Origin of the sequence: Pseudofrankia coriaricola (assembly GCF_001854805.1) — a bacterium.
Lineage (GTDB): Bacteria > Actinomycetota > Actinomycetes > Frankiales > Frankiaceae > Pseudofrankia.
The window spans coordinates 18,795-34,321 of sequence record NZ_MBLO01000039.1 but is presented as its reverse complement, the minus strand read 5'-3'; the positions used below and the strand labels follow the sequence as shown (position 1 = coordinate 34,321).

Here is a 15,527-nt window from a genome sequence, read left to right as displayed (position 1 = left end):
CGCCGAGCGCGGGCGGATGTCGACGCCGGGCCCGGGCGACTGTTCCTGGCTACGGCGACTGTTCCTGGCTACGAGGAGGAGTCACGGGTGTCGGCGCCGGCGATGAGCGAGAACGCGCGCTCGCGTCGTCTGCCCCAGAGCGCGGCCCGTTCCCTGGCTCGCGCCATCTTCCGCTGGTCGTAGCGGCGCCGCGCCCATGGGCTGCCGGGGGCGCCGAGCCGCAGGACGCCCCAGATCCCGACGACGGTCACGAAGACGCTGACCATCGCCACCCAGGGTTTACCCTTGATCGCGGTCAGCACGGTAAGGGAGAGGTTGAACAGCACAACCGCCACAAGTGTCCAGCGGGCGGAGCGTTCGTCGTCACTGATGTCATCCAGGCCGAAGGGTGCGGCACGTACCAGGAGGAGTCCGGTCAGAGCCGTGGCCACGATCACGGCATCAACGGAGGACCTGCCCTCCTTGGTCCAGTAGACGTCCTTCAGATGAAGCAGGAGAGCGAATTCATCGAGAACGAGGCCGGCACCGATCCCGAAGATGAGAGCAAGGATGTCGCGCCACGGGTCGACGTCCCCGGTAGCGAAGCTGATCGTGCCGGCCGTGAGCATCATGAGAACACCGAAGAACTCATGGTGCACGTGCACTCCGCCGGCCGAGATGTTTCCCGGCCACCATCGTACATTCGCCCGGATGAGGCGGGCGGAGGTTCTGATGAACAGGAACCCGCCGACCAGACCCACGAGAAGAAGCAGCAACGGCTGACGGCCAGTCCTGACAAACTGATCATGGTACGAGCCCGTGAGCCAGGACCACTCCATACCTGGAGTCTGTCAGCACACACCTGATGCGGTACGACCGGCCGGATGTCTGCGCCGCGCCGCGCACCTTGGACTCAAACGCGCGAACCGCTCATGATCTGGTGGAATCCCCGGAGCAATAGCTCCCAAAATCCCACCAGATCATGAACTGCGACACCGACAGCATCAACTGGTCAGATCCCCGACACGCCGGAGCCCGGAGCCCCGCCGCGGCCGGCCGCCATCCACGTGTTCGCGGGCCGGACCAGGCCAGCCCGTTCGTCAGGCGGCCAGGCCTGGCCAGGCGAGGCCGTCCGTCAGGCGAGCAGGCGAGATCCTCCTCACGACGGCCCGGCGGTGCGGTCAGACCGATTCGGTCGAGGGGGCGGGCTCGGAGGTCAGGTTGGCGGACCAGCGTTCCTCGACGCGGCCGAAATACCAGATGGCCAGGGCTACGCCCCAGGCGACGAAGAAGAGCCCGACGATGGCGTAGCCGGTGTAGTCGAGATTGATGCCGGCGATCCAGGCGAGCGGTCCGGACTCGATCGTGAACCGGTCGGCGAGGACGCCGACGAGTTCGATGGTGCCGATGACGAGGGCGACGATCACGGAGATCGTGGTGATCGTCAGGTTGTAGAAGACCTTGCGGACGGGGCGGGCGAACGCCCAGCCGTAGGCGGCGTTCATGAAGACGCCGTCGATGGTGTCCATGAGGCACATGCCGGCGGCGAACAGGATCGGCAGGACCAGGATCGAGTAGAAGGGCAGGTTGAACGCGGCGGAGCCGCCGGCGAGGACGAGGAGGCCGACCTCGGTGGCGGTGTCGAAGCCGAGTCCGAACAGGACGCCGATCGGGTAGATTTTCCAGGGCTTGGTGACGGCCTTGGTCAGCCCGCCGAGGAAACGGTTCATGAAGCCGCGAGAGTCGAGGCGGCGCTCAAGTTCCTGTTCGTCGTACCGCCCGTTCCGCATCTCGCGGAAGACCTTGATGATGCCGATCAGGGCGGCGAGGTTGAGGATTCCGAGGACCCAGAGGAAGACGCCTGAGACGGACGGGCCGATGACGCTTGTGATGGTGTGCAGCCTTGAGGAGTCGTCCTCGACGGGGCCGACGAGGGACTTGACGCCGACGGAGAGCAGGAAGGCGAGCACGAAGACGATGGTCGAGTGGCCGAGGGAGAACCAGAACCCGACGGAGAGGGGCCTGCGCTGGCGGCCGGCGCCGGCGGCTTCCTTGGCGACGTTGTCGGCGATGAGCTTGCGGGTGGCGTTGTCGACGGCGGCGATGTGGTCGGCGTCGAAGGCGTGCCGCAGCCCGAAGGTGTAGGCGAGGACGCCGACGCCGGCGGTGAAGATCGGGTGATCGCCACCGAGGTGGTAGTCGCGCGGGGTGACCAGGGTGAGCAGCACGACGAAGCCCAGCACGTGGAGCAGGACGATGAAGGCGGTCATCCCGGCCAGGGACCGTTTGTCCGCACTGCTGAGGCTCTGCCGGAACTGTGTCAGCCGTGCCGACAGGGAGGGCTCGCTGGCGCTGGGAGCTGCTTGAGCCACGTGGTGTCTCCTTGCTACGGGGAGCAGGCGCGGGTGCGCGGCTCTCAGGAGCGGACCGGCGAAGAACCCGGCCCCGCTGGGACCTGTCCGCGAGACGGTCTTCTGATCTTGCTGGAGCTTGTTGGCGGCCAGGCACCCGCGGTCACCGAGCGGGCCGGGCGGGATACCTCCGGCTAGCGGGCCAAAGGGTGTGCGAAAATGATCTTCCTTCGCACACCCGGCGGCCGTTGTCCCCAGGATCACTAGCGGGAGGACTTCGAAGCCCTGCCAGCACAGTCACCATGCCACTATGTCGTTGTTGCGATATCTTCGCAACTAGTGGCGTCGAGGTCTGGGCGCGCGGCCGGTATCGGGATCTCGTACCGAGGGCTCCAACCGAGCCGCCGGGCAACGGTCCCGGCCCCGATCAGGCCCGCGGGCTGGACGGTCAGCGTCGGGGGATCTGGTTGACCAACGGGAGGGTCGGTCATCCGGATCCGGATGACCGACGCCGGGCGAGGCGGGTCATCGTCAGGCGTCGCCGAGACGTTCCACGATCTCCGCGACGGTCGCCGGGCGCAGGCCAGCCGCGGTGACCGTCTCGTTGAGATAGCGCAGATCTTCACCGGGGCTCGCGTGGAAGGCGAACACCCCGGGCGCCGGCTCGACCGTCTCCGGCAAGCCCGCCAGCCAGGCCCGGTCCGCCGTGGTGAGCACATCCGCCGCATGACGGTCAGAGGTACTCATCCGCTCCGCCGAGAACGTGAGGATCTGACGTTCGTGGTTGCCGCGGATAGTCAGAATGTCCGGCCGGTCCGCGAGCAGGTCGAGCGTCCCGCGAGGATCGACCGCGCCGGACAGAATGTCCCCGAGATTGAGGACCAGATCGACGTCGGCAACCTCGGCCAGCACGGTCTCCAACGCCCGGGTGTTGCCGTGGATATCCGACAGACGTGGATATCCGACAGAACAGCCAGACGCGTCATAGGCCGACCGCCACGCCCACTACCGTCGCGCCGCCACCGTCGTTGGGCGGCACGGCGCGGGCTCAGGACAGGCCGGTAGCGGCGGCCGCCTCGGCCAACGTCGGCCAGCCGGAGCCGATCATCACCCAACCGTCGTGGCCCGCGCGCGGACTGGTGGGATCGTGCACCTTGACCTGCCAGCTACCAGGGCTGGTCTCCCTGGCGAACGCGGACTTGCCATCGCACGTGCCGTACCGGCTACCTAGCACGCCCGCGGACGTGGACGGCGTGGAGGCGGAACCATTCTCAGCGGACATAGGGTGCCTCTCCAAGGGAGATCACCGACGTGCCCGGGCTGAGCCTGAGGCTCGTAGAGCCACGACGCTGACGCGCGGCAGGCCGGCTGCTTCCCAGCGACCTGAGCTTACGCCGACCCTGCCCAATTACCGGCTCCGGACGGAGCGACCAGTCATGAAATGTCGGAAGGCGGCGTACGACCTCGCCCTGACGACAACCCCCGCCGCTCCCGTAGCGGGGTTTGAATATACTTAATCTTGTGGACTTGGGTGACCACAATGCGAACCGCTACCCGATCCCGCGCGGACCGGTCTCGCCGGCAAGTCCGGCGTCGGCGTGGTGGGTACTGCTGACCTCGCCGTGCGACCGCGCGGCGCCAGCTCAGCCGAGGCCGGGAGCCGTCAGCCGGGCCAGTGGGCGTCGACGAAGCGGCGGACCTCACGGTTTAGATCGGCATCCTCCGGGGCCATGCCGAGGAAGCCGGCGTGGCCGGCCGCCTCCATGACGTGCAACTCGGCGGAGATACCGGCGGCGCGCAGCGCGCGGTGCATCCGCACCGTGTTCGACAGGAACAGGTCCCTGGTGCCGGTCGTGAGCAGGGTGGGCGGGAAGCCCTTGGCGAAGTCGCCGAACAGCGGGGAGAGGTAGGGGGCGGCCAGGTCGTGGCCAGCGGCGTAGAGCTGGTTCACCGGCATGAGGCTCCCCGGCAGCACTGGGTCGAGGCCCAGGTTCGTCTGGAAGGAGTCGCCGGATTCGGTGAGGTCGACCTCCGGGGTGTTCAGCACCGCGGCGGCCGGCAGCGGCAGCCCCTCGTCGCGTGCCCGCAGCAGCAGCGCCGCCGCCAGGTTGCCGCCGGCGGACGCGCCACCGACGATGATCTGCTCGGGACGGTAGTCCCCCAGCAGCGCCCGGTAAACGGAAACGCAGTCGTCCAGCGGCCTCGGGTACGGGTGGTCGGGCGGCATCCGGTAGTCGACCGCCCAGACCCGCGTGCCCAGCCGGGCCGCGGTGCGCACGGCCATCTCCCGGCAGACCGCCCCACCGCCGACGATCAGCGCGCCGCCGTGGACGTCCAGGTAGACCCGGCCGTCGGGCGCGCCGGAAGGCGTGACCACATAGACCGGCACGCCGTCGACGTCGGCATCTTCGACGGTCACCGCGGCGTCGACCGGCCGACTGCCCACCATCGCGGCCAGCGATTCATCCCGGCCGGCGATCATCTTCTTCCAGGCAGCCACGTCACCGAGCGGCGGGTAGCCGGCCTCCGCCTGCCGTGGCGCGGCGAGGATTGCCCGCGCCTCGGGGCTGACCGACGACGGGATGGGAATGTCGCGCGCTGGCAGGTGCACTGATGGCCGGCCTTCGACGGTGGTCATGATGGTCCTCCCGTGGGCAATGTCGGTGGCACGAGGGGCACGAGCTACCTCTGGGCCAGCTCCTTGATCATGGCCGCGCTGGCCACCATCCGCTCCGGGTCGTTGTCTGGCAGACCGATCTGTACCCGGTCGACCAGGCCGCTCCAGCGGCGGGCGATCTCGCCGGCGAGCGCGGCGGGCTCGGCGACGACCGCGAACGCCTCCACCACCTCGCGGGGCACTGCCTGCGCCATCCGCGCCCACTCGCCCCGTTTGGACAGCAGATGCAGCTCGTCGCCGAGCTCGCCCCAGCCGTGGTGTTCCAGCACGGGCCGGTAGGCCGGGGTGGACCCGTAGAAGGCGAGCTGATGGCGCACCGCGCCCAGGTTCGCCGCCAGCTCCGCCTCGTCCCGGCCCGTGACCGCGAAAACCGGGACGGAGACCTGGAGGTCGGCCCGGGTCCGGCCGGCGGCCGCCAGCCCCCGCTCCAGGTGGCGCAGGGTCACCTCCCGCAGATAGTCGGAGGTGGTGAAGGCATGCGCCAGCAGGCCGTCGGCCACCTCGCCGGCCACCGCGGTCATCGCCGGCCCGACCGCGGCGACGAACACCGCCGGGTCCCCGTACTCGGACGGGCCATGACTGAACATCGGCGTCATCAGGGTGTGCTGGTAGAACTCGCCTTCGAAACGCAGCGGTTCGCCGATGGCCCAGGACGCCCAGATCGCCCGCATGGCCGCGACATACTCCCGCATCCGTGCCGCCGGACGCGACCATGGCATCGAGAACCGTCGGGTGATGTGCGGCTTGATCTGGCTGCCGATGCCCAGCACGAACCTGCCGCGCGAGAGCCGCTGCAGATCGGAGGCAAGCACGGCGAGCGTCATCGGGCTGCGCGCGAACGCCACGGCGATCCCGGTACCCAGCCTGATCCGCTCTGTCGCCACGGCGGCCAGCGTCAGTGGCGGGAATGGGTCGTGCGCGACCTCGGCGACGTTCATCCCGTCGAACCCGAGCTCCTCCGCCAACCGGGCCCGCTCCCCCACCAACGCCAGATCGTCATGAACGATCGCGTCAACCTTCATGTTGTCTTCCTTCAGGCGTCAGGCTTTCCTGGCCAGCGTGGCGAGAGAGCTAACGGTGGCCGGAACTCCCCGGCTCACCGCCGCCGGCCTCGCCCGCCTCTCCGGTTTCGCCCGCCTCTGGGGCCTCGACGGCCACGTACGAGCGGAGAACGGTGAAGGCCGCCGCGATTTCCACGGCCGGGGAATAGTTCGCCTCCCCGGCGAGCCACTTCTCCGTCCCCAGCCGAACGGCGCACAGCACGCTTCCGGCCATGACGCGCGCCTGGAAGAGATCGACGTCCGGGGTGGCGAACCGCGGCGCGATCGCCGCCGCGATCGAGGTTTCCCAGTCCAGGTGTTTGGCGCTGGCGTGCGCCCGCACCGCCGGGACCTCGGCCCGCAGCCGCGCGTCGAGGATCAGGACGTCGCGCTGCCTGCGCCAGTCCTCCTGGATCGCCAGGAAGGCGTTGCACAACGCCGTGAGCGGTCCCTCGTCCGCCGGGCGGGCCTCGATGGCGGCCAGGACCGTCTCGAGGTGCCCCTGATGCACGCCGGCGACGAAGCAGCTCTCCTTCGAGTCGAAATAGCGGAAGAAGGTCGACCGGCCGATCTCGGCTCGCTCGCAGATGTCCTCGACCCGGACCGCCGCGAGACCGTGCTCCATGGCGAGCCTGACCGCGGTCCGGGCGACCTGCTCGAAGGTGCGTTCCTTCTTCCGATCGCGAAGCGATCTTTTTGGCGCGTCCATCGGTCCGGAGACTCTCACATCGGGCGTCACGTCGGCCCGGCCGTCATGAATCGGTGTAGTTCGGGGAACGTCGCCCCAGGAACGCGCTGACCTGTTCCTGCCGGTCCTGGGTGTAGGACGTGAGGACCTGGGTGCGGTTCTCCAGGTCAATGCCGGCCTGCAGGCTGCCGACCTCCAGCTGGCTCCAGCTGACCTCCTTGGTCATCCATACGCCCATGGGGCTGTTGGCGCAGATCAGCGCGGCCGTCTCCAGCGCCGCGTCCACCACCTTGCCGTCGTCGACGACGCGGTTGACCAGACCGATACGGAGCGCCTCGTCGGCGTCGACGAGACGGCCGGTGAGCAGCAGCTCGTGGGAACGGCTGGCCCCAATCAGCCGGGGGAGCAGCCAGCTGACGCCGATGTCGCAGCCCGACAGCCCGACGCGCACAAAGGCGGCGTTGAACCTCGCCGACGTGGCGGCGACCCGCACGTCGCTGGCGAGGGCCAGCGCGAAGCCACCGCCGGACGCCGGGCCGTTGATCGCCGCGATCACGGGCTGGCGCAGGTTGCGCAGCTTGGGAACCAGGGACGCTATGGCCTGCTGGACCCGCATCCCCGTCTGCGGGCCGGAACCTGCCTTGCTCGGCTTCGGCGGCTCGTGCAGGTCGAGCCCCGCGCAAAATCCCCGGCCAGCACCGGTCAGCACGACGACGCGGCACTCGTCGTCCGCCGCCACCTCGTCGAGCGCCGCGTGCAGGTCCCGGACCAGCTCACCGGACATCGCGTTGAGGCGTTCCGGCCGGTTGAGCGTCAGCAACCGGACGCCCGGGGCAGGGGTGTCGGCCAGGACGGTCCGCCCCGCCTCCGGCGTGCTCCGAAGGTACAGATCGCTGTTGGCCAGCACCACCATCTCCCACCTGCCGGACCGACGTACCAATTGGGACCTTGTGCCATTTGGTGAGATCTGTCAACATCGGCCGCAGGCTCTGGCGACAGGTTGACGACGCGGCCGGCCATCCCGCTCCCTGGCGCCGGGGCGCGCAGCTCCCAGGACCCTTGCCGGCGGGCCGACCTCAGGCGGCGTTGCCCGCCGCGTGCCTGACCGACCCCCCTGCCCACGGAACTGGCCCGTCAGCGGATGGAGGAGACATGGGGATAGCAATCGGCGAGGAACACCGGGCGCTCGCCCGGACTACCCGATCACTGCTGTCCTCGCGCGAGGCACGCGCGGCCGGCCGGGCCCTGTTGGACGCCGACGAGGAACATCTGCCGGGCTTCTGGAAGGAGTTCGCCGATCTCGGTCTGCTCGGGGTGCATCTGCCGGAGGAGTTCGGGGGCGGCGGTTTCGGGCTGCCGGAGCTTGTGGTGATCCTCGAGGAGACCGGTAGGGCGGTCGCGCCTGGGCCCATTCTCCCGACGGTCCTGGCGTCGGCGGTGATCGCGGCCAGGGGAGGACCGGAGGCGCGTGCCCGCCTGCTGCCAGGACTCGCCGCGGGCACGGCCGTCGGCGCCGTCGGTCTCGGCGGGGACCTGCGCCTGGACGGCGACGGACGGATGTCGGGTCGGTCCGGTGTCGTCCCGGGTGGCGCGCTCGCCGACGTCGTGCTCCTCGCGGTCGGCGAGGACCTCGTGGTGGTGTCGACGGCCGACCCCGGCGTGACGGACGAGGCCCTCGGATCGTTGGACCGGTCGCGGCGCTCCGCCCGGCTCCGCCTCACCGAGGCGCGGGTGGCGCCAGGCGACGTGCTGCCGGGAGCACTGGCCTACGCCCAGGCGATCATGCGGACACTCGTCGCGGCCGAGGCGAGCGGCGGCGCGCACGAATGCGTCGAGGTCGCCGCGGCTTACGCGAAGGTGCGCGAACAGTTCGGCAGGACCATCGGGTCGTTCCAGGCCGTGAAGCACCACCTCGCGAACATGCTGGTCGCCGCCGAGCTCGCGACCGCGGCGGTGTGGGACGCGGCACGCGCCGCGGCGGGACCAGCCGAGGAGTTCGAGCTGTCCGCGGCCGTGGCGGCCACCCTCGCGGTACCGGCCTTCGTCAGGAACGCGGAACTCAACATCCAGGTACACGGCGGAATTGGCTACACCTGGGAGCACGACGCCCACCTGCTCTACCGGCGGGCGATCACCAGCAAGGCCATCGTGCCGCCGGGGACCGCCGCCGCGGACGTGACCCGTCTGGGCGGCGCGGGCGTCTCCCGGACGGCACCCGCGTTCGACCTGCCCGCGCAGGCCGAGGCGGCGCGGCCCGAGATCCGGGCGCTCGCCGCCGAGCTGGCGGCGCTCCCCGATGACGAGCGGCGCCGCCGGCTGGCCGACACCGGCTACCTGCAGCCGCACTGGCCGCGTCCGTGGGGGCTCGGCGCCTCCGCGGGCCTCCAGCTCGTCATCGAGCAGGAGTTCCGGGCCGCGGGCCTCAAGGTCCCCAACCTGATGATCACCGGTTGGGTGGTTCTGACCCTTGTTCAGCACGGCACCCAGGACCAGGTCGCGCGCTGGGTCCGGCCCGCGCTCTACGGCGAGGAGCAATGGTGCCAGTTGTTCAGCGAGCCCGGCGCCGGGTCCGACGCCGCGGCCGTGCGGACCAGAGCCGAGCAGGTCCAGGGCGGCTGGGTGCTGAGCGGCCAGAAGGTCTGGACCAGTGACGCCCACCGGTGCCGGTACGGCCTTGCCACCGTGCGTACCGACCCGTCGGCGAGCAAGCACGCCGGTATCACCACGATGGCCGTCGACATGGCCGCCGAGGGTGTGCAGGTGCGCCCGCTGCGCCATCTCACCGGCGACCACTACTTCAACGAGGTGGTCCTCACCGACGTGTTCGTCCCCGACGCGGACGTGGTGGGGGAACCGGGCAAGGGCTGGAACGTCGCCCGCGCCACGCTCGGCAACGAACGGATCACCCTCAGCGGTAACCTCGGTGGCACCACCGCCGACCAGATGTTCGCCCTGTACCGGCAGCACGGGCACCGGGTGCCAGGAGCCGAGACCCGGTTGGGTGAACACGTCGCCGAGGCGATCGCCGCGCGGCTGCTTGACCTGCGGCGAGTGGTCCGCGCCCTGGACGGGAGCGGACCCAGCCCCGAGGGCAACGTCACCAAGCTCGTCACGGCCGAGAACGGGCAGCGCGCCGCGACCCTGCTGACCGAGTTCGCCGGCCAGGACGTCGCCCTCGACGACGGCTTCGGTGGGACCGCCGGAAGGTCGCTGTTGGCGACCCGTGCGCTCACCATCGCTGGCGGCACGTCCGAGATCGCCCGGAACCAGATCGCGGAACGGATTCTCGGCCTGCCCCGAGACCCCCTGCTGTCCTAGTGCCGCTGTCTGTCCTAGTGCCGCTGTCATAGCGCGCGCCCACCGCGCCCGGAGCCTGAATGGGAGTCCCAGATGGAGCTCTTTGCCCGTGACCTCGAGTTTGTCGAGTGCCCTCGCTGGCACGACGGCGCGCTGTGGTTATCCGACATGTGGGCACACACCGTCTATCGGTTCGACAACGCCGGCGGCCGTACCGCCGTGCACCGTTTCCCCGACGACGAGGACCCTGGCGGCATCGGCTGGCTGCCCGACGGCCGCATGCTGGTCGCCGGAATGGAACACAGCGTCGTCTACCGGATCGAGGACGGCACCGCCCACCCGCACGCGGACGTCTCCCACCTCGCCCCGCACGGGATCAACGACATGATCGTCGCCACGGACGGGACGGCCTACGTCACCCAGATGGGATTCCCGATAGGCGGCACCCCGACCGGGCAGCCCACGGTCCTGGTCCGTGTCTCCCCGGACGGCGAGGTGTCGGTCGCCGCCGACCAGATGCTGTGCCCCAACGGGGCGGCCGTCACCGCGACCGGCGACACCCTGGTCGTGGCCGAGTCCGCCGGCCGCCGGCTGTCCCGGTTCTCGGTCAAAAACGGCGAGCTCGTCGACCGGACCCACGTCCCCTTGACGCCGAAAAGCGGCGACGCACTGGTGGCCCCCGACGGGATCTGCCTGGACGAGCGGGGCGACGTGTGGGTCGCCGACCCCTGGGGCCGGCGCGTCCTGCGCGTCGGCCCGGGCGGCGTCGACCAGCAGATTCCCTTCGAGGACATTCCGCTCGCCTGCGTGCTCGGCGGCGACGACCGGCGGACTCTGTTCGTCTGCATGAACACGGTGACCTTCAAGCGCGACCGACGGGCCGAGCCGACCGGATCGATCGTCCAACTGCGGGTGGAAGTGCCAGGAGCGGGCCGGCCCTAACGGGCCAAAGGGCATGCAAAAATGATCTTCCTTCGCATGCCCGGCGGCCGTTGTTCTCAGGATCACCGAGCGGTCCACGCCGGCCGGTCCAGCCAACGAGAAAGGCACGTCGAGACAGCCATGGTTCGACCGGAAATCTCCCTCGCCTTACCTCCGAGCACGAGAATCGTCGAGTACGCGCGGGCGGCGGAACAACTGGGATACCACCGCGTGTGGGTGTATGACTCGCCGGCGCTCTACGGCGACATCTGGATCGCGCTCGCGCGCATCGCCGAAGCCACCCAGCGCATCGGCGTCGGCACAGGTGTCGCGATCCCGAGCCTGCGTCATCCCCTGGTGACCGCGTCGGCGATCGCATCCGTCGAGGACCTTGCGCCCGGCCGGCTGGTCGCCGCCTTCGGCACCGGCTTCACCGGCCGCAAGGCGATGGGCAAGCCCGCGATGAAGTGGGCGGACGTGGCAACGTACGTCCGCCAGCTGCGCGGCCTGCTGGCCGGCGAGGTCGTCGAGATCGAGGACGTGCCCTGCCAGATGATGCACGCGGCCGGCTGGGCGCCGCCGCGCCCCATCACCACCCCCCTGTGGCTGGCCCCCAGCGGGCCCAAAGGCCACGTGACAGCCCAGGAGCTGGACGTCGCCGGCGTCATCGTCCCCATGGTGCCGGAGCCACATCAGCGCGCCGGGAGACCGACGGCACTGCTGACCCATGGGACGATCGTCCGCCCGGGCGAGGACCACACCACCCCACGCCTGGTCGGCGCCGCGGGCCCGTGGTTCGCGACGCTCTCGTTCCACGGGCTCTGGGACATGTCTCCTGATCTGATCGAGCAGGTTCCGGGGGGCACGGTCTGGCGTGACGCGATGCTGGCCGCACGCCCGCCGGAGCAGCGCCACCTCGCCGTCCACGAGGGCCACATCACGGTCATCACCGAGCGGGACCACCCCGCCGTCGCCGCGGCCGGCCCCGCCATCCTCAGCACCGGTTGGACCGGCGACGCCGCGACGGTAGCCACCCGCATCCACGAAGCGGGCGAATCAGGCATCACCGAGATCGTCTACGCCCCCGCGGCCCCGGACGTCATCGACGAACTCGAAGCGTTCATGTCCGCCGCCTCGGGCGGGCACAGTCACCACGGCGTCACGCACCTTGGCTGAGCACTCGCGGACGTCGGCGCCGGCGGCCTGTCCACGCGGGCGTAACCGGGCTCAGCCTGGTCGGCCTCGGTGTCGCTGACCGCCTCACCGAGGCCGGCGGCGCTCGCGCGGTGCCGGCCGCGGGCTCGCCGCCGAACGCACACCGTCCTGCGCGGCGCGACCGCGAAGGAACGCCACTTGCCTCTGCTGGAGGGCTGACATGGTTTATCCCGGTGCGCACGCGCGCACCTCACCGGACAAGCCGGCCGTCATCATGGCGGGCTCTGGAGCCCGGATGACCTACGCCGAACTCGACGCCGGGTCGACCCGGCTGGCACGGCTGTTACGGGAACGCGGTCTGCGGCCCGGCGACGCCGTGGCTCTGCTGGCGGAGAACCACCTGCGCTTCATGGAGGTGGTCTGGGCGGCGAGGCGGTCCGGACTGTACCTGACGGCGATCAACCGACACCTGTCACCGGCCGAGGCGGCATACATCCTCAACGACGCCGGCGCCAAGGCGATCGTTACCACCGGGGCCCTGGCGCCCACGGCCGTCGCCGCGGTGGCCGCCGCGCCCGGCTGCGTCCACCGGTTCGTGGTCGACGGCGCCGCCGACGGCTTCGAGCCCTACGACGACGCGGTGGCGGCCCAGCCCGCGACGCCACTCGACGAGCAGCCGCGCGGCGGCCTGATGCTCTACTCGTCCGGTACGACGGGTCGGCCCAAGGGGGTGCGTCGGCCCCTGAGCGGCCGGACCGTCGACGACCCGAAGGACGTCGGCACGTCGATCCTGGCCCGGCACCTGTTCGGGATGGACGAGACCTCGATCTACCTGTGTCCCACGCCGCTTTACCACTCGGCAGGCATCCAGTGGTCGACCGGTGTCCACGAGCTCGGCGCCACCCTCGTGCTCATGGAGAAATTCGACGCCGAGGGTCTGCTCGAGGTCATCGAGCGGGAAAGGGTGACCCACACGCAGGTCGTGCCCACGATGCTGGTCCGGGTCCTCAAGCTGCCTGGGGAACGACGGCTGCGCCACGACCTGTCGAGCCTGCGGCGACTGATCCATTCGGCGGGGCCGTGCCCGCCCGACGTCAAGCGCCAGGTGATCGACTGGCTCGGACCCATCGTCGACGAGTACTACGCCAGCACCGAGGGCGCGGGAATCTCCTACATCAGCGCGGCGGACTGGTTGAAGCACCCCGGCTCGGTCGGGCAAATGCTGAACGGCATCGCCCACGTCTGCGACGACGAGGGCGCCGAGCTGCCCGCCGGCCAGCCCGGCCTGCTCTACTTCGAGCAGCCCGACGCCCCGTTCAGCTACCACGGCGATCCCGAGAAGACCGCGGCGAGCAGGCATCCCGACCACCCGAACTGGACGGCGGTCGGCGACATCGGCCGCCTCGACGACGAGGGCTACCTCTATCTCACCGACCGCAAGAGCTTCATGATCATCTCCGGTGGCGTCAACATCTACCCGGCCGAGGTCGAGGCCTGCCTCGTGATGCACCCGAAGGTCGCCGACGTAGCCGTCTTCGGCCTACCCGACGCCGAGATGGGCGAGTTCGTGCAGGCCGTCGTCGCGCCGGCGCCCGGCGTCGAGGCGAACGAGGAACTCGCGGACGAGCTGCACCGCTACGCGCGCGACAACCTCGCCCACTACAAGGTCCCGCGGGTGTTCAGCTTCCGCGACGAGCTGCCCCGGATGGCGACCGGCAAGCTGGCCAAGGGCCAGCTGCGTGACGAGTACCTGAAGGAGGTCTCCTGAGCCGTCCTGGTCACGAGGACGGCCGAGACCAGGGCGGATCGACCAACAACTGTCTCCGCCCGGCCCAGTCGCGGGTTTTCCGGCCGCGTCCGGATGGAGCGGATCAAGTCTCGAAGGAGAAGCTCATGCAGCGTGGAATTCGAACGGCCCTTGTCTTATCCATCGTCTCCTTGGTCGGGATCGCCGGCTGTGGCGGCGGTGGTGGTGGGGTGGACGGAGGATCTGGTGGCTCCGGGGTGGTCTCGGCGGACCCCGCTTTCAGCAAGGAGGGGCCCGACCACGGCTGGAGCCAGACGAACGTGGCGCTCGATCCGAAGACGCTCGCCTGCCAGGGGGCGGCGCCGAACCCGAGCCGTGGTGTCACGGACACCTCAATCAAGATCGGCGGACTGGCGTCCTTGACCAGCCCGGCTGGCGCGGCGTTCGGCGACATTGACGCGGGCGCGAAGGCGCGTTTCGCGCGGGCGAACGCGGAAGGCGGTGTCGCGGGCCGCCAGATCGACTTCGTCGGAGTCCGCGACGACGGCTCCGACGCGGCTCGGGACGGCGAACAGGCGCGTGCCCTCGTCGAGCAGGAGCAGGTGTTCGCCGTGGCCCCGGTAGCCGTCTCGGCGCCGAACTTCCTGGACACGTTCTGCAAGCAGGTCGTCCCGTTCTTCGGCTGGGGAACGAACACCGCCTTCTGCGGCAACGTCATCGGCTTCGGCATCACTGGCTGCCAGACACCGGCGCCGAAAGCCCAGCGCACGGTCAACACCGGCTCACCCGTCGGCGTCGCGAAGCTGCTGCCCGCCGGCGCCGCGAAGACCATCGCCGTGGTCGGGAATGACATCGAGGCCGCCCGCCAGGGCAACATCACCATCGGCCAGGGCTTCGAGTCCGCCGGATTCAGGGTCGTCTACCAGAAGACACCGATACCCCTGTCCGGCCTCACCGATCCGACCCCCATCGTCAGTGCGATCATGACGGCGGACGGGGGAAAGCCGCCGGCCGCCGTGTTCACCGTCCTCCAGTTCGCCGACTCCGTCAAAATGGTCTCCGCGCTCAAGGCGGCCGGTTACAAGGGCCTTCTCATCACCCCGATCTACGACCCCCGCCTCGCCGGCGTGGCCGAGCTTGACGGCACCTACGCCATCGTGGGGTGGCAGCCCGGTATCTCCACCGACGTCCCCGCCATCGCGCAGATGGTCAAGGACTTCGCCACCTACGCCCCCGGGGTCGCGCTCAGCACGCCCGTCATGGCCGGCTACTGGTCAGCGGACCTGGTCATCAGCGCGCTGCGGAAGGTCGGGCGTAACCTCACCGTCGACAGCTTCCTGAAAGTACTCAACGACAACTACACCAACTACGTCCCAGGAGCGCTGCCCGAAACGCGCTGGCCGCTCAACCACATCGCGTCCTCGCCCTGCGGAACCCTCGCCCACCTGGTGGACAAGACCTGGACCGCGCCTCCCGAGACCTGCGGCGTCATCGCAAAGGCGCCGTAGGCCCCACCGGCGCTGGGTCATATCGAATGTTCGTGGCGCCGCCGCCCGCGGGCAGCGGCGCCACGAAGAAGACGTCCGACCGTGACCGGCGCCGGGCAGGGCACGGGGCGTTGATCGACCGCCGGGCGTCATCCGAACACCGCTCAACGCCGAACAGCAGCGGC

Annotated in this window: 13 protein-coding genes; 5 read left to right on the top strand and 8 right to left on the bottom strand. The window is 70.0% G+C overall.

Features of this window, described 5'->3' with window-relative positions:
- Nucleotides 1-68: 68 nt before the first annotated feature.
- The 8 genes from BCD48_RS08360 to BCD48_RS08325 all read right to left on the bottom strand — a co-directional run bounded on the left by BCD48_RS08360 (nucleotide 69) and on the right by BCD48_RS08325 (nucleotide 7,642).
- The gene (locus tag BCD48_RS08360; protein WP_241841592.1) at nucleotides 69-638 is read right to left on the bottom strand and encodes a hypothetical protein; all 570 of its coding nucleotides are present in this window, start codon (nucleotides 636-638) and stop codon (nucleotides 69-71) included.
- A gap of 522 nt (nucleotides 639-1,160) precedes the next feature.
- Nucleotides 1,161-2,351: a Nickel transporter NicT gene (gene nicT / locus BCD48_RS08355; protein ID WP_071047744.1), complete on the bottom strand. Its 1,191-nt coding sequence runs from the start codon at nucleotides 2,349-2,351 to the stop codon at nucleotides 1,161-1,163.
- Between the two features lie 510 nt (nucleotides 2,352-2,861).
- Nucleotides 2,862-3,272: a metallophosphoesterase family protein gene (locus BCD48_RS08350; protein WP_274536504.1), complete on the bottom strand. Its 411-nt coding sequence runs from the start codon at nucleotides 3,270-3,272 to the stop codon at nucleotides 2,862-2,864.
- Between the two features lie 106 nt (nucleotides 3,273-3,378).
- Nucleotides 3,379-3,612 (bottom strand): hypothetical protein, encoded by a 234-nt coding sequence (locus tag BCD48_RS08345; protein WP_071047742.1) that lies wholly within the window; start codon nucleotides 3,610-3,612, stop codon nucleotides 3,379-3,381.
- Nucleotides 3,613-3,993: 381 nt separating this feature from the next.
- A complete protein-coding gene (locus BCD48_RS08340) occupies nucleotides 3,994-4,968 on the bottom strand; it encodes an alpha/beta hydrolase (protein WP_071047741.1) in 975 nt (324 codons plus the stop codon).
- Between the two features lie 44 nt (nucleotides 4,969-5,012).
- Nucleotides 5,013-6,029 (bottom strand): TIGR03617 family F420-dependent LLM class oxidoreductase, encoded by a 1,017-nt coding sequence (locus BCD48_RS08335; RefSeq protein ID WP_071047740.1) that lies wholly within the window; start codon nucleotides 6,027-6,029, stop codon nucleotides 5,013-5,015.
- 49 nt (nucleotides 6,030-6,078) lie between these two features.
- The gene (locus BCD48_RS08330; protein WP_241841591.1) at nucleotides 6,079-6,774 is read right to left on the bottom strand and encodes a TetR family transcriptional regulator; all 696 of its coding nucleotides are present in this window, start codon (nucleotides 6,772-6,774) and stop codon (nucleotides 6,079-6,081) included.
- Nucleotides 6,775-6,799: 25 nt separating this feature from the next.
- Nucleotides 6,800-7,642, bottom strand: coding sequence for an enoyl-CoA hydratase/isomerase family protein (locus tag BCD48_RS08325; RefSeq protein ID WP_083418331.1), 843 nt, complete (start codon nucleotides 7,640-7,642; stop codon nucleotides 6,800-6,802).
- Between the two features lie 245 nt (nucleotides 7,643-7,887).
- Between BCD48_RS08325 and BCD48_RS08320 the strand changes: the two genes are divergently transcribed.
- From BCD48_RS08320 to BCD48_RS08300, 5 genes are all read left to right on the top strand, one after another.
- Entirely contained in the window at nucleotides 7,888-10,053 is a 2,166-nt protein-coding gene (locus tag BCD48_RS08320; RefSeq protein WP_071047738.1) for an acyl-CoA dehydrogenase family protein, read from the top strand.
- A 72-nt stretch (nucleotides 10,054-10,125) separates the two neighbouring features.
- Nucleotides 10,126-10,974: an SMP-30/gluconolactonase/LRE family protein gene (locus BCD48_RS08315; protein ID WP_071047737.1), complete on the top strand. Its 849-nt coding sequence runs from the start codon at nucleotides 10,126-10,128 to the stop codon at nucleotides 10,972-10,974.
- A 120-nt stretch (nucleotides 10,975-11,094) separates the two neighbouring features.
- Entirely contained in the window at nucleotides 11,095-12,129 is a 1,035-nt protein-coding gene (locus BCD48_RS08310) for an LLM class flavin-dependent oxidoreductase (protein WP_083418326.1), read from the top strand.
- A 199-nt stretch (nucleotides 12,130-12,328) separates the two neighbouring features.
- Nucleotides 12,329-13,876 carry an acyl-CoA synthetase gene (locus tag BCD48_RS08305; protein WP_071047736.1) on the top strand — a complete coding sequence of 516 codons (1,548 nt, stop codon included), beginning with the start codon at nucleotides 12,329-12,331 and terminating at the stop codon, nucleotides 13,874-13,876.
- Between the two features lie 125 nt (nucleotides 13,877-14,001).
- The gene (locus BCD48_RS08300; RefSeq protein WP_071047735.1) at nucleotides 14,002-15,363 is read left to right on the top strand and encodes an ABC transporter substrate-binding protein; all 1,362 of its coding nucleotides are present in this window, start codon (nucleotides 14,002-14,004) and stop codon (nucleotides 15,361-15,363) included.
- The last annotated feature ends 164 nt before the right edge of the window (nucleotides 15,364-15,527 follow it).

Coding starts and splice junctions, on each gene's coding strand:
- BCD48_RS08345 (WP_071047742.1), bottom strand. CDS start 3,612: ATGTCCGCTGAGAATGGTTCCGCCTCCACGCCGTCCACGTCCGCGGGC.
- BCD48_RS08340 (WP_071047741.1), bottom strand. CDS start 4,968: ATGACCACCGTCGAAGGCCGGCCATCAGTGCACCTGCCAGCGCGCGAC.
- BCD48_RS08335 (WP_071047740.1), bottom strand. CDS start 6,029: ATGAAGGTTGACGCGATCGTTCATGACGATCTGGCGTTGGTGGGGGAG.
- BCD48_RS08320 (WP_071047738.1), top strand. CDS start 7,888: ATGGGGATAGCAATCGGCGAGGAACACCGGGCGCTCGCCCGGACTACC.
- BCD48_RS08315 (WP_071047737.1), top strand. CDS start 10,126: ATGGAGCTCTTTGCCCGTGACCTCGAGTTTGTCGAGTGCCCTCGCTGG.
- BCD48_RS08310 (WP_083418326.1), top strand. CDS start 11,095: ATGGTTCGACCGGAAATCTCCCTCGCCTTACCTCCGAGCACGAGAATC.
- BCD48_RS08305 (WP_071047736.1), top strand. CDS start 12,329: ATGGTTTATCCCGGTGCGCACGCGCGCACCTCACCGGACAAGCCGGCC.
- BCD48_RS08300 (WP_071047735.1), top strand. CDS start 14,002: ATGCAGCGTGGAATTCGAACGGCCCTTGTCTTATCCATCGTCTCCTTG.